Raw genomic sequence first — 13197 nt, forward strand, 5'->3', positions numbered from 1 at the left:
AGCGACCTCATTCACCCAATAAAGGGCCCTCAAACCTACTTGCGCTGCTGGGATCGGGTTTTCAACGAGTCCCTGGTGGGCACCCGGTCTTTCAGCCAAATAACCTTGGCCGAACCGGGGGCATCCTGGTCTGGCAGGAGGCCCGACACCTTGATCTGCGCTTCACCCTGAGTGTGGGCCAGGTAAGCCTTGATCAATTCAAACTCGGCAGGACTCAAACCCCGCAACTCCAACTCGACATCGCGCTGATTGCGCAGTCGATCTGCAGTTTTTGCCACATCCAGGGCCAGAGCCAGTCGATTCAGCAGCCTTTCATACACCTGCGGTTTGGTTACTTTTCGCTGCGACTCAAGCATCCACTCACCTCATTGAAGATAAGACTCAATCCCCTTTATGAGCTTAGTCGGACAGCTGAAAGCAATACGTCGCCGCGACCAACGGCCCGCCCGAACAATCAGGGTTTCCCTCGGCAGAGCGCGGTCATGTATGCTACGGCGCTTCCTGTAACTCCACTTCCAGCTCCACCGGGCATTGAAAATCGCCGTATTGGGCGTCATCACCACCCGACGTTGCATTGAAGAGGATTAGGCCACCCCTATTCAGTACAAAAGTAGCCATGCACGAACACTATCAGCCCCGCGAAATCGAAGCCGCCGCCCAATCATTCTGGGATGAGCAAAAGTCCTTTGAAGTCAGTGAACAACCAGGCAAGGAGACTTACTACTGCCTGTCGATGTTCCCTTACCCCAGCGGCAAGCTACACATGGGGCATGTGCGTAACTACACCATCGGCGACGTGATCTCCCGCTACCAGCGCATGCAAGGCAAGAACGTCCTGCAACCCATGGGTTGGGACGCCTTCGGCATGCCGGCGGAGAACGCCGCGATGAAGAACAACGTGGCTCCCGCCAAGTGGACCTACGAAAACATCGCCTACATGAAGACCCAACTGCGCAGCCTGGGCCTGGCGGTGGACTGGTCCCGCGAGGTCACCACCTGCAAGCCGGATTACTACCGCTGGGAACAATGGCTGTTCACTCGCCTGTTCGAAAAAGGCGTGATCTACCGTAAAAACGGCACTGTGAACTGGGACCCGATCGACCAGACCGTACTGGCCAACGAGCAGGTGATCGACGGTCGCGGCTGGCGCTCCGGCGCGCTGATCGAGAAGCGCGAAATTCCGATGTACTACTTCAAGATCACCGCCTACGCGGATGAACTGCTGGAGAGTCTCGACGAACTGCCGGGCTGGCCCGAGCAGGTCAAAACCATGCAACGCAACTGGATCGGCAAGTCCCGCGGCATGGAAGTGCAGTTCCCCTACGACCAAGCGTCGATCGGCGAAACTGGCACCCTGAAAGTCTTCACCACCCGTCCGGACACCCTGATGGGCGCGACCTATGTCGCCGTCGCCGCCGAACACCCACTGGCCACCCTGGCGGCCCAGAACGATCCCGAGCTGCAGGCCTTCATCGCTGAATGCAAAGGCGGCAGCGTTGCCGAAGCCGACATGGCGACCCAGGAAAAGAAAGGCCTGCCGACCTCGCTGTTCGTCGAGCACCCACTGACTGGCGAGAAGCTGCCGGTCTGGGTGGCCAACTACGTGCTGATGCATTATGGCGACGGCGCGGTCATGGCAGTACCCGCCCACGATGAGCGGGATTTTGAATTCGCCACCAAGTACCACCTGCCGATCAAGGCCGTGGTCCGTACCAGTGCGGGCGATGAGACTCCCGCTCCCTGGCAGGACGCCTACGGCGAACACGGCGAGTTGATCAACTCCGGCGAGTTCAATGGTCTGGACTTCCCCGGCGCGTTCGACGCCATCGAAGTGGCCCTGTTGAAGAAGAACCTCGGCCAATCGCGCACTCAGTTCCGTCTGCGCGACTGGGGTATCAGCCGTCAGCGCTACTGGGGTTGCCCGATCCCGATCATCCATTGCGACAACTGCGGCGACGTTCCTGTCCCGGAGAACCAACTGCCGGTGGTACTGCCAGAAGACGTAGTACCCGATGGCGCCGGCTCACCCCTGGCCCGCATGCCCGAGTTCTACGAGTGCAACTGCCCGAAATGTGGCCAGCCGGCCAAGCGTGAAACCGACACCATGGACACCTTCGTCGAGTCGTCGTGGTACTACGCCCGCTACGCCTCACCGCACTTTGAAGGCGGCCTGGTGGAAAAATCGGCGGCCGACCATTGGCTGCCGGTGGACCAGTACATTGGCGGTATTGAACACGCCATCCTGCACCTGCTCTACGCGCGCTTCTTCCACAAGCTGATGCGCGACGAAGGCCTGGTGAGCTCCAACGAGCCATTCAAGAACCTGCTGACCCAAGGCATGGTGATCGCCGAGACCTACTATCGTCGCGAAGCCAACGGTGCCTACACCTGGTTCAACCCGGCGGACGTCGAACTTGAGCGCGATAGCAAGGCCAAGGTCATCAGCGCCAAACTGATCGCGGACGGCCTGCCGGTGGAAATCGGCGGCACTGAGAAGATGGCCAAGTCGAAGAACAACGGCGTCGACCCACAGTCGATGATTGACCAGTTCGGCGCGGACACCTGCCGCCTGTTCATGATGTTCGCCTCGCCACCTGACATGAGCGCCGAATGGTCGGACTCCGGCGTGGAAGGCTCGCACCGTTTCCTCAAGCGCGTCTGGCGCCTGGCTCAAGCCCATGTCACCCAGGGTCTGCCGCGCACACTGGATATCGCCAGCCTCAACGACGAGCAGAAAGCCATTCGCCGTTCGATCCACCAGGCCATCAAGCAGGCCAGCCACGACGTGGGCCAGAACCACAAATTCAACACTGCCATCGCCCAGGTGATGACGCTGATGAACGTGCTGGAAAAAGCCCCGCAAGGCACCGAGCAGGATCGCGCACTGGTTCAGGAAGGCCTGGAAACCGTGACCTTGCTGCTGGCGCCGATCACCCCGCACATCAGCCACGAGCTGTGGAGTCGCCTGGGTCACGCCGACCCGGTGATCGACGCCCGTTGGCCTGTACTGGACGAAAGCGCGCTGGTTCAGGACAGTCTGCAACTGGTAATTCAAGTCAACGGCAAACTGCGTGGCCAGATCGAAATGCCAGCCAGCGCCAGCCGTGAAGAAGTCGAAGCCGCAGCACGCAGCAACGAAAACGTGCAGCGCTTCACCGAAGGCCTGACCATCCGCAAGGTCATCGTGGTGCCGGGCAAACTGGTCAACATCGTCGCCAGCTAATTGGATCAGGCGCCCGATCCGGGATCGGGCGCCGAATAAAACCTCCAGGGCCACAAGGTTGGCCCATATGGTTTCAAGGGGAGCAATACATGATCAAACGTAACCTGCTGGTGATGGGCCTGGCTGTGCTGTTGAGTGCCTGTGGCTTCCAGTTGCGCGGCACCGGGACCCAAGAGCTGACCATCAAAGAGCTCGACCTGAGTGCCCGGGATGCCTATGGCACAACCGTAAAAATGCTCCAGCAACAACTGGAAAGCAGCGGTGTGCGGGTTCATGCCGGCGCCCCCTACAAGCTGGTCTTGCTCAATGAAGAGAAATCCCAGCGCACCCTCAGCTACACCGGCGGCGGCAGCTCTGCCGAATATGAAATCAGCACAACGCTCAATTATGAAATTCTGACTCACGACAACCTGCACTTGCTCGGCGACAAGCTGCAAGTCCAGCGAGTTTTCCTGCACGACGGCAACAACATCACCGGCTCCGATCAGGAGTCGTCTGAAACCCGCAAGGAAATGCAACGTGACCTGACCCAGCGCATGCTGATCCGTCTGCAACTGCTGACCCCGGAACAGCTCGCTCAACTCCAGGCCACCGCTGAAGCCAAAGCCAAGGCAGAAGCCGACGCCATGGAAGCTGCACGCAAGGCTGAGGCGCAAATCCCGCAGCAGTCGCCTATGGAACTGCCGAACCAGTAAGCCCTGAGGGGCGCTCTAGCGCCCCGCTGGCCCTCGCCTATGAAACTTTCTCCTGCCCAACTTGGTAAACACCTGCAAGGCACTCTCGCGCCGGTCTACGTGATCAGTGGCGATGACCCTTTACTCTGCCAGGAAGCCGCCGACGCCATCCGTGCCGCCGCACGCCAGCAAGGCTTCGACGAGCGCCAGGTGTTCAGCGCCGATGCCAGTTTTGACTGGGGCACCCTGCTGCAAGCCGGTGCCAGCATGTCGCTGTTCGCACAAAAGCGCTTGCTGGAGCTGCGCCTCCCTTCAGGCAAGCCTGGGGACAAAGGCGCTGCGGCCCTGATGGAGTACTGTTCCCGCCCGGCCGAAGACACCGTACTGCTGATCAGTCTGCCCAAGCTCGATGGCAGCGCGCAGAAGACCAAGTGGGGCAAGGCACTGGTTGAAGGAGCCCAGACGCAGTTCGTGCAGATCTGGCCGGTGGATGCCCATCAGCTCCCGCAGTGGATTCGTCAACGCCTGTCACAAGCAGGGCTATCCGCCAGTCAGGATGCCGTGGAGCTGATTGCCGCCCGGGTAGAAGGCAACCTGTTGGCCGCGGCCCAGGAAATCGAAAAGCTCAAACTGATGGCTGAAGGCGGACAAATTACCGTCGAAACGGTGCAGGCTGCCGTGGCTGACAGCGCCCGATTCGATGTGTTCGGCCTGGTGGATGCCATCCTCAACGGTGAAGCTGCTCACGCTTTGCGCATGCTTGAAGGACTCAGGGGCGAAGGCGTTGAACCTCCGGTCATTCTCTGGGCGCTGTCGCGGGAGTTACGCCTGCTGGCCAACCTGGCCCTGCAGTTCAGCCAGGGAGTGCCACTGGACAGGGTCTTCAGCCAGGCCCGCCCTCCAGTCTGGGATAAACGCAAACCCTTGATGAGCAAGGCACTGCAGCGCTACTCAGCACAGCGCTGGAGCCAACTGCTTTTGGATGCACAACGAATCGATGCGCAAATCAAGGGCCAGGCCAGCGGCTCGCCATGGAGCAGCCTAAGCCGCCTGTCGTTACTGATGGCGGGCCAACGCCTGACACTGCCAGCCGAGTAAGCCGCCCGCCTACACCGATTTACAGGCTTGCACTTCAGAGGACTGGACAGCGGCCCCACTCTGGCCGATGATTTGCGCCGCAACATTCCTATCCCAAAGCGAGAACGCACCATGAGCAAGCCATCCAAGCATGGCCCCAATAAGGCCAAGTCCATCATCGCCCAGCCACTGTTCCGCAGCCGTCAGGAACGCCCGGCCAAGGGCAAAGGCAGCTACCGCCGCGAAGCCTTCCAGTCTAAAAGCTGGGAGGCTTCTTACTTTCTGGCCGCCTAAAGCCCAGAACCCCACTGGCATGATAAGGTCTGCACCTGATTGTTATTCACTCTGGACCCGTGCATGCCCTTTTGTCTTTCCCGCCGTTGGCACATGCGCCAACTGATTGCTGCCTCCAGCCTGATTCTGCTTGTTGCCTGTGCGGAAAAGCCCACCGCCGCCGACGCCCAGCCGCTGCCCAGCCTCAAGACCGCCCCCCTTGCCGCCCCCGCCACCGTTGCCCCGCTGGTGGTCGACAACCTGAACATCCAACCCACTCAAACTTTTGACGAATGGTTGAGCGCTTTTCGTACCGAAGCCTTGAACGCAGGCATCCATGCTGAGGTATTTGACCGCGCCTTTGCCGGAGTCACGCCCGATATGGGGGTGATCAAAGCCGACCGCAGTCAACCGGAGTTCACCCGCCCGGTGTGGGAATACCTCAATGGTGCGCTGTCTCCGGTAAGGGTCCGCAAGGGCAAAGCCCTGTTGGCGCAGTACGACGATATCCTGCAACGGATCGAACAACGCTACGGCGTCGATCGCCAGGTCCTGGTGGCCGTCTGGGGCATGGAAAGCAACTTCGGCGATTTTCAGGGCAACAAGTCAGTGATCCGCTCGCTGGCCACGCTGGCCTATGAGGGTCGACGCCCAGCCTTCGCCAACAGCCAATTGATCGCCGCGCTGCAGATCATTCAACACGGTGATATCCAACCCGAGAAGATGCTCGGTTCGTGGGCTGGCGCCATGGGGCAGACGCAGTTCATCCCCACCACCTACAACACCCACGCCGTGGATTTCGACGGTGATGGCCGCCGGGATATCTGGAACAACCCAGGAGACGCCCTGGCCTCGACCGCGCATTATCTGCAGAGCTCAGGCTGGCAGAAGGGCCAACCCTGGGGCCTTGAAGTCCAACTCAATAGCGGTTTCGACTACGCCCTGGCCGATGCCTCTACTCGCAAGACAGTGGCCGAGTGGATGCACCTGGGAATGACTCCGGCCAATGGCAAGCGGCTGCCTTATGGCTCGGAACAGCTGTCTGCGTCATTACTGCTACCAGCAGGCTACCGAGGCCCGGCCTTTCTGATCCTGGATAACTTCCGGGCAGTGCTCAAGTACAACAACTCATCGTCTTACGCCCTGGCGGTCAACCTGTTGTCCGAACGCTTCAGTGGCGCAGGCGTGATCAGCGGCAGTTGGCCCACGGACGACCTGCCACTGAGCCGCTCAGAGCGCATCGAGTTGCAAACCTTGCTCAGTGCCCACAACTATGACGCAGGCACCCCTGACGGCATCATCGGCGCCAATACTCGCAAGGCTATCCGCAGTGCTCAGCAAGCACTGGGCTGGCCCGCAGACGGCTATCCCACCCACAAACTGCTGGATAGCCTGCGCAGCCGCTAAGCGGTGAACGGCCGCCCCCGCCTCTCTCTACCTAAACACCACGTCCTGAGCCAGGGTCAGCTCCTTGGCCCCGGCATCCAGCCTGACCAACGCCCCCATGGGCAAGGTCAGGTTCGGGTCGCAGTGACCGCTGCGCCATCCCGCCAGAACCGGAATTCGCAGCGGCGCAAACGTCTGCTTGAGCAACGCGCACAACGCGCTGAAATCCACCCCCGCCACGTCCCCCACCAAAACGCCACGCAACCTGTCGAGCTTACCGGCCAACCGCAAGTGATTAAGCAGACGGTCAATACGATATAGCGGCTCGTTGACGTCCTCGATGAACAGGATGATGCCGTCGGCATTGATTTCATAAGGCGTGCCCAAGGTGCAGGCAATCATCGACAGATTCCCCCCCAACAGCGCACCCAACGCAATGCCCGGCTCGACAGTGGTCAACGGGAAAGCCACCGGATGAGGCAGCAGACTGCCCGCCTTTACCTGGCCCCGGAGCAGGTTGAAAAAGGATGCTTCGGTTGGCGGTTGCTTGCCACTCAGCAGGTCGGCATTGAGCATGGGACCGTGAAAACTCACAAACCCTGCATAGCGGTTGATCGCCAGGTGCAGGGCCGTGATGTCGCTGTAGCCGACAAAGGGTTTGGGATGGTGTCGCAGCAAGTCAAAGTCGATCTTGTCCAGCAAACGCGGGCTGCCATAGCCCCCACGCAGACACACAATGGCATCGATGTCGCTATCGGCAAACGCGCTGTGTAAGTCATCGAGACGCACCTCGTCGCTGCCAGCCAGATACCCCTCCTGCAGCCCGACACCGGGAAAAATACGCAGCGTGTAGCCACGGGAACGCATCCATTGAAAGGCTTTGTCGGTTTCCAGCGCTGCGGGACCGGCGGGGGCAATAAGGCCGATGACGCCTTCCGCTGTCAGTGCTGGCACCGGCAGGTGAGCATGAAGGGCAGCAGTCGGTTGGATGGGCATGCAGAGTCTCCCTGTGTGAATTCACTCAGGCACAGTAGCCATGAATCTCGTTAAACAGAAGAGGATGGCTCGACCGGATGGGCGAAAAAACAACTGAGACTGCTGAGGTGCTCGAAAGAGCCGGAAAGTTGCCCGCAAGACCCAAGCCTTGCGGGCAGGCGAATCAGGAAACCAGGCCTTCTTTGGCCAGTTTGGCTTGTTCGTCGGCATGGTACGAGGAACGTACCAGCGGGCCGGAAGCGACGTTCTTGAAGCCCATCTTGTAACCTTCCTCGGCAAACCAGGCGAAAGTATCCGGGTGCACGAAACGCTGCACCGGCAAGTGGTTGCGGGACGGCTGCAGGTACTGGCCAAGGGTCAGCATATCGATGTCGTGCTCGCGCATACGCTTCATGACTTCGATGACTTCGTCGTCGGTTTCGCCCAGGCCCAGCATCAGGCCGGATTTGGTCGGCACATGAGGCACCAGTTGCTTGAACGTCTGCAACAGCGTCAGCGACCACTGGTAGTCCGACCCCGGACGCGCAGCCTTGTACAGGCGCGGCACGGTTTCCAGGTTGTGGTTGAACACATCCGGAGGCGTGGCGGCAGTGATTTCCAGGGCAACGTCCATACGACCGCGATAGTCGGGAACCAGGGTTTCCAGCTGGACGTTCGGCGACAGCTTGCGGATCTCGCGGATGCAGTCGGCAAAGTGCTGGGCGCCACCGTCACGCAGATCATCGCGGTCCACCGAAGTGATCACCACATACTTCAAGCGCAAGTCGGCGATGGCCACCGCCAGGTTCATCGGCTCATCGACATCCAGGGGCTTGGGACGGCCATGACCAACGTCACAGAACGGGCAACGACGGGTGCAAATGTCCCCCATGATCATGAAGGTCGCGGTGCCGCCGGAAAAGCACTCACCCAGGTTCGGGCAGGAGGCTTCTTCGCAGACGCTGTGTAGCTTGTGCTTGCGCAGCAACTGCTTGATCCGATCGACTTCCGGGGAAACCGGGATTCGCACGCGAATCCAATCAGGTTTCTTTGGCAGTTCGGTGGTCGGAATGATCTTTACCGGAATACGCGCGACCTTCTCCGCGCCGCGCAATTTGACGCCGGTTTCAACTTTCGGACGGGCCGCCCGCTCGGAAACATCCAGCGTCGGGATCAGGGTTTCAACAGCGTCTTGCGCAGTAGTCATATCAGTCGATTCCGCCCGTTAGGGTCGTCTGCTCAGCATAGTCGAGGTGTTTGACGAGCTGCGCACGCAGCCGGGCACTTACCTCGGCAAATTCAATCGGCCCTGCATGGTCGCGCAGTTGGGTCATCGCCAACCCGGCATAGCCGCAGGGGTTAATCCGTCGAAACGGCTGCAAATCCATGTCCACATTCAGGGCCAGACCGTGAAAGGAGCATCCGTGACGGATACGCAGGCCCAGGGAAGCGATTTTCGCCCCATTGACGTAGACACCCGGTGCATCGGGCTTGGCCGCCGCTGACACGCCATAGCTGGCCAGCAGATCGATCAGGCATTGCTCCATGCGGCTGACCAGATCACGCACACCGAAACCCAACCTGCGCACATCCAACAGCAGATAGGCAACCAGTTGGCCGGGCCCGTGATAGGTCACCTGACCACCACGATCCGCCTGCACCACCGGGATATCCCCCGGAACCAGCAGGTGCTCGGCCTTGCCCGCCTGCCCCTGAGTAAAGACCGGAGCGTGCTGCACCAACCAGACTTCGTCCGGTGCGCTGGTGCCGCGTTCATTGGTAAAGCGCTGCATGGCCTGCCAGACCGGCTCGTATGCCATCTGGCCGAGCTCACGAAAGCCCAGCGTTTGTGGCATCACAGCACCATGTGGACGACACCGGTAGCACGCAGGGCACTATTGATATCACGCAGTTGGTCTTCGCCGGTGGCGGTGATGTGCAGTTGGACCGTGGTGTACTTACCGTTGCTGCTTTGACGCTCGGCCAGGGACTTGATGTCCAGCTTGGCGTACTTGGCAAGAATCTCGATCACGGTGTCCTTGAAGCCGACGACCGTGTCACCGATCACCTTGATCGGATAGTCATCGACGGGAAATTCAATCTTGTGCGACTTAACGTCAGTGTCTGTCATGGCAGTAACGGCCTCGTAAGCCGTGGCGACGGACATGACCCTCACTCTACTTAAGAGCAAGGGCCACGCAGGTCGACAATATCAGTTGAACAAGCCGTAGAAGAATAGACGGATGCTATCCCACATGCGGCGGAAGATACCACCTTCGTCGACCGCTTCCAGGGCGATCAGGTCGGCACTGTGTACCACCTTGTCGTCCAGTTTCACTTCGACTTTACCAATCACGTCGCCTTTGGCGATTGGCGCGATCAGTTGCGGATTCATGGTCATGCTGGCCGCGAGTTTTTTCAATTGGCCTTTAGGCATGGTCATGGTCAGGTCTTCAGCCAGACCGGCCTTGACCTGATGAACGGTGCCTTTCCACACCGGTGCCTGAGCCAGCTCCGCCCCCTTCTGGTAGAAGGTCTGGGTTTCGAAGAAACGGAAACCATAGGTCAGCAGTTTCTGGGTTTCAGCGGCGCGGGCCTGCTCGCTATTGGTGCCGAACACCACGGCGATCAGACGCATGCCATCACGTACCGCCGAGGACACCATGCAATAGCCGGCTTCGTCGGTGTGGCCGGTTTTCAGACCATCAACGGTCTTGTCGCGCCACAGCAACAGGTTGCGGTTAGGTTGCTTGATACCGTTCCAGAAGAACTCCTTCTGCGAATAGATCGCATAGTGTGCTGGATCTTCGTGAATGATCGCGCGAGCCAAAACCGCCATGTCATGGGCCGACGAGTAATGATCCGGGTTCGGCAGACCCGTCGGGTTCATGAAGTGGCTATTGATCATGCCCAGGTCGGCGGCAGTCTTGTTCATCATGTCGGCGAACGCATCTTCGCTGCCGGCGATGTGCTCGGAAAGTGCGACGCTGGCGTCATTACCCGACTGAATGATGATGCCATGCAGCAGGTCACTGACAGAGACCTGCGACCCCACTTTGATGAACATCCGCGAACCACCAGTGCGCCAAGCGTTTTCGCTCACGGTCACCGGATCGCTCTCGCCGATCTGGCCACGACGGATTTCCAGGGTCGCGATGTAGGCGGTCATCAGCTTGGTCAAGCTGGCAGGCGGCAGACGCTGATCACCATTGTTCTCCACCAGCACGTTACCACTGCTGGCATCCATGAGCACATAGGATTTGGCGGCCAGTTGCGGTGGCGACGGCACCGCTTCGACCGCCCAGGCGGCGGGCGTGATGATCAGCGGGACAAGCAGGCACAAGCGTTTGGCAAAGGTGGTGATGTTCATCCGTCTCTCGAAGTTGCTAATGGGAACTTGCCCTTGAGGGCAAAACTATTTCAGACAGCTTTCTAAAGAGCTGTCGCGTGTGCAGTTGTTCACTCACTGACCCTTGCCGGGTTTTTGTTGTTCGACGAGCCAACAACCAAGATCCACCCCCCAATACCGCAAGCGGACCTTCAATCCTTGAGTCTTCTTACTCGGCAGTCACCACGCTCGACTGACCCAGATTGGCCAGACGCAGGCTATTCTGCGCTTGCTGAGCCTCACCCAACGAGCCAAACGGCCCCAGGCGTACTCGATGCAGCGTCTGTTGATTGCGCACAATTGAGCTGATGAACACCGGCGCGCTCACCATCCCACTCAGTTTCGACCGCAACAGCTCGGCAGCGTCCGGGTTGGCAAAGGCACCCACCTGAAGGTACTGACCAGAGGTTGGCGCAGCGGTGTTCTTTTTCGTGTCCACTTGCACCGGAACCACTGCGGCGGCGTGTTGCTGAGGTGGCGGCGTCCATTGCTCGACGCGGCCGGTCGAGGCGGTGATCACTGGCGCATTATTCTGCGCCACTTGCGGCTCGTTAAGCATCAACGGCGCCGGACGACCACGCTCGGCCCACCATTGCTGCGGGTCGATGCCTTCGACCTTGACCCGGGCGGTGCCGGTCTCGGCGTACCCAAGCTTCTTTGCCGCAGCGTAGGACAAATCGATGATCCGGTCGGAATAGAACGGACCACGGTCGTTGACCCGCAAAATGACGCTGCGGTGGTTGTCCAGGTTAGTCACCCGTACATAGCTGGGCAAAGGCAAGGTCTTGTGCGCCGCGCTCATGCCGTAAAGGTCATAGACCTCGCCGTTGGCGGTGTTCTGGCCATGGAACTTGGTGCCATACCAAGACGCCGTGCCAGAAGCCACGTAGTGCTTGGAATCCTGAATGGGGAAGTAAGTCTTGCCCAATACCGTATAGGGATTGGCCTTGTACGGGCCGGTGTGCAGGGTCGGGGTCGCGTCGGGAATGCGCGAAACGTCGACATCCCACCAGGGAGCACCATCCTTGTGAGCACGATTGACGTCCAGCCCGGGCATCGAACGCACGGCGCTGGAGGACTTCTGCTGCGGCGAACGACTCGTCGAGCAACTGACCACCAATAAGGACAACGTGGCAAAAGCCACCAGCTTCAGGGGTTTGCGGATTGGCATTACCAGCATTAATTAACGCCCCGTGCTTGGACCAACTGTTCAGACAACTGATGTACGGCCATGGCGTACATCACGCTGCGGTTATAACGAGTGATCGCGTAAAAATTCTTCAGGCCCAGCCAGTATTCCGGGCCTTTGTCGCCTTCCAGACGGAATGCGGTAACCGGCAGATCATCGCGCAACGCATCATGACTCGACCAGCCCAAGGCCCGCAACTCTCCGACGGTCTTGATCGGTTCGATCCCCGTGGTCAAGCCTTCGTCGACCCGATCACCACGTACATCGGCGCGACTGACCACCGCTTCGCCCGCAACCCAGCCATGGCGCTTGAAATAGCTGGCCACGCTGCCAATGGCATCATCCGGATTGGTCCAGATATTGATGTGCCCATCATTGTCAAAATCCACCGCGTAGGCGCGAAAGCTGCTCGGCATGAACTGCGGCAAGCCCATGGCACCGGCGTAAGAGCCCTTTAGGCTCAGCGGATCAAGCTGTTCTTCACGGGCCAGCAGCAAAAACTCACGCAGTTCCTTGCGGAAAAACTCGGCCCGCGGCGGGTAATCGAAACCCAGGGTCGAAAGCGCATCGATCACCCGATAATTACCGGTATTGCGCCCGAAAAAGGTTTCCACGCCGATAATCGACACGATGACCTCGGCCGGCACGCCGTACTCTTGCTCAGCCCGGGCCAGCACTGCCTCGTGCTGACGCCAGAAGTCCACCCCCCGGGCTATCCGCGCCTCGGTGATGAACATCGGACGGTATTCCTTCCATTGCTTGACCCGCTCGGCGGGCCGCGAAATGGCGTCAAGAATCGACTGCTTGCGTTCGGCCTCGCGGAACACGCCCATCAGCTGCTCCCCAGCGAAACCATAATCCCGAGTCATTTCGCCGACGAACTCCGCCACTTGGGGCGAACCTTCGTAATCACCGGCAACTGCAGCTTGCGCGGTACCCAGGATGCCTACCAGACCGACCCACGACGCTTGCCGAGCGGCCCAGCCACGCATTAATTGCATTGAATTCTTCA

General features: G+C 59.6%; 13 protein-coding genes. 5 read left to right on the plus strand and 8 right to left on the minus strand.

Annotation, left to right across the window (positions count from 1 at the left end; translation table 11 throughout):
* Window positions 1-35 precede the first annotated feature (35 nt).
* The gene (locus PLD_RS00755) at window positions 36-356 is read right to left on the minus strand and encodes a hypothetical protein (protein ID WP_159888960.1); all 321 of its coding nucleotides are present in this window, start codon (window positions 354-356) and stop codon (window positions 36-38) included.
* Between the two features lie 260 nt (window positions 357-616).
* On the opposite strand from PLD_RS00755, the gene leuS reads away from it, so the two are divergent.
* The 5 genes from leuS (at window position 617) to PLD_RS00780 (ending at window position 6654) form a co-directional block, all read left to right on the plus strand.
* Entirely contained in the window at window positions 617-3223 is a 2607-nt protein-coding gene (gene leuS / locus PLD_RS00760) for a leucine--tRNA ligase (RefSeq protein WP_159888962.1), read from the plus strand.
* Window positions 3224-3312: 89 nt separating this feature from the next.
* Window positions 3313-3918, plus strand: a complete 606-nt coding sequence (lptE, locus tag PLD_RS00765) for an LPS assembly lipoprotein LptE (RefSeq protein WP_159888964.1) — start codon at window positions 3313-3315, stop codon at window positions 3916-3918.
* Window positions 3919-3957: 39 nt separating this feature from the next.
* Entirely contained in the window at window positions 3958-4995 is a 1038-nt protein-coding gene (gene holA, locus PLD_RS00770; protein WP_159888966.1) for a DNA polymerase III subunit delta, read from the plus strand.
* A 111-nt stretch (window positions 4996-5106) separates the two neighbouring features.
* Window positions 5107-5268, plus strand: a complete 162-nt coding sequence (arfA, locus tag PLD_RS00775; RefSeq protein ID WP_007927093.1) for an alternative ribosome rescue factor ArfA — start codon at window positions 5107-5109, stop codon at window positions 5266-5268.
* A 63-nt stretch (window positions 5269-5331) separates the two neighbouring features.
* On the plus strand, window positions 5332-6654 hold the full coding sequence (locus tag PLD_RS00780; RefSeq protein WP_159888968.1) for a lytic murein transglycosylase: 1323 nt from the start codon (window positions 5332-5334) through the stop codon (window positions 6652-6654).
* A gap of 27 nt (window positions 6655-6681) precedes the next feature.
* Here PLD_RS00780 and PLD_RS00785 read toward each other — a convergent pair whose 3' ends face one another.
* The 7 genes from PLD_RS00785 to mltB form a co-directional block, all read right to left on the minus strand.
* Entirely contained in the window at window positions 6682-7629 is a 948-nt protein-coding gene (locus tag PLD_RS00785) for an LD-carboxypeptidase (protein WP_159888970.1), read from the minus strand.
* Window positions 7630-7792: 163 nt separating this feature from the next.
* A complete protein-coding gene (lipA, locus tag PLD_RS00790) occupies window positions 7793-8815 on the minus strand; it encodes a lipoyl synthase (protein WP_159888972.1) in 1023 nt (340 codons plus the stop codon).
* Window position 8816: 1 nt separating this feature from the next.
* Window positions 8817-9464: a lipoyl(octanoyl) transferase LipB gene (gene lipB, locus PLD_RS00795; protein ID WP_159888974.1), complete on the minus strand. Its 648-nt coding sequence runs from the start codon at window positions 9462-9464 to the stop codon at window positions 8817-8819.
* Window positions 9464-9739, minus strand: a complete 276-nt coding sequence (locus PLD_RS00800) for a DUF493 domain-containing protein (RefSeq protein ID WP_011063665.1) — start codon at window positions 9737-9739, stop codon at window positions 9464-9466. The genes lipB and PLD_RS00800 overlap by 1 nt, the downstream gene beginning before the upstream one ends.
* A gap of 81 nt (window positions 9740-9820) precedes the next feature.
* The gene (locus PLD_RS00805; RefSeq protein ID WP_159888976.1) at window positions 9821-10978 is read right to left on the minus strand and encodes a D-alanyl-D-alanine carboxypeptidase family protein; all 1158 of its coding nucleotides are present in this window, start codon (window positions 10976-10978) and stop codon (window positions 9821-9823) included.
* 187 nt (window positions 10979-11165) lie between these two features.
* Window positions 11166-12176, minus strand: coding sequence for a septal ring lytic transglycosylase RlpA family protein (locus PLD_RS00810; RefSeq protein WP_159888978.1), 1011 nt, complete (start codon window positions 12174-12176; stop codon window positions 11166-11168).
* Window positions 12176-13186, minus strand: coding sequence for a lytic murein transglycosylase B (gene mltB, locus PLD_RS00815; protein ID WP_159888980.1), 1011 nt, complete (start codon window positions 13184-13186; stop codon window positions 12176-12178). Before mltB ends, PLD_RS00810 begins: the two co-directional genes overlap by 1 nt.
* Between the last annotated feature and the right edge of the window lie 11 nt (window positions 13187-13197).

The sequence above is a fragment of the Pseudomonas sp. LD120 genome (genome assembly GCF_009861525.1).
Lineage (GTDB): Bacteria > Pseudomonadota > Gammaproteobacteria > Pseudomonadales > Pseudomonadaceae > Aquipseudomonas.

Coding starts and splice junctions, on each gene's coding strand:
- lipB (WP_159888974.1), bottom strand. CDS start 9,464: ATGCCACAAACGCTGGGCTTTCGTGAGCTCGGCCAGATGGCATACGAG.
- arfA (WP_007927093.1), top strand. CDS start 5,107: ATGAGCAAGCCATCCAAGCATGGCCCCAATAAGGCCAAGTCCATCATC.
- mltB (WP_159888980.1), bottom strand. CDS start 13,186: ATGCAATTAATGCGTGGCTGGGCCGCTCGGCAAGCGTCGTGGGTCGGT.
- PLD_RS00785 (WP_159888970.1), bottom strand. CDS start 7,629: ATGCCCATCCAACCGACTGCTGCCCTTCATGCTCACCTGCCGGTGCCA.
- PLD_RS00755 (WP_159888960.1), bottom strand. CDS start 356: ATGCTTGAGTCGCAGCGAAAAGTAACCAAACCGCAGGTGTATGAAAGG.
- lipA (WP_159888972.1), bottom strand. CDS start 8,815: ATGACTACTGCGCAAGACGCTGTTGAAACCCTGATCCCGACGCTGGAT.
- PLD_RS00780 (WP_159888968.1), top strand. CDS start 5,332: ATGCCCTTTTGTCTTTCCCGCCGTTGGCACATGCGCCAACTGATTGCT.
- PLD_RS00805 (WP_159888976.1), bottom strand. CDS start 10,978: ATGAACATCACCACCTTTGCCAAACGCTTGTGCCTGCTTGTCCCGCTG.
- PLD_RS00810 (WP_159888978.1), bottom strand. CDS start 12,176: ATGCTGGTAATGCCAATCCGCAAACCCCTGAAGCTGGTGGCTTTTGCC.
- lptE (WP_159888964.1), top strand. CDS start 3,313: ATGATCAAACGTAACCTGCTGGTGATGGGCCTGGCTGTGCTGTTGAGT.
- leuS (WP_159888962.1), top strand. CDS start 617: ATGCACGAACACTATCAGCCCCGCGAAATCGAAGCCGCCGCCCAATCA.
- PLD_RS00800 (WP_011063665.1), bottom strand. CDS start 9,739: ATGACAGACACTGACGTTAAGTCGCACAAGATTGAATTTCCCGTCGAT.
- holA (WP_159888966.1), top strand. CDS start 3,958: ATGAAACTTTCTCCTGCCCAACTTGGTAAACACCTGCAAGGCACTCTC.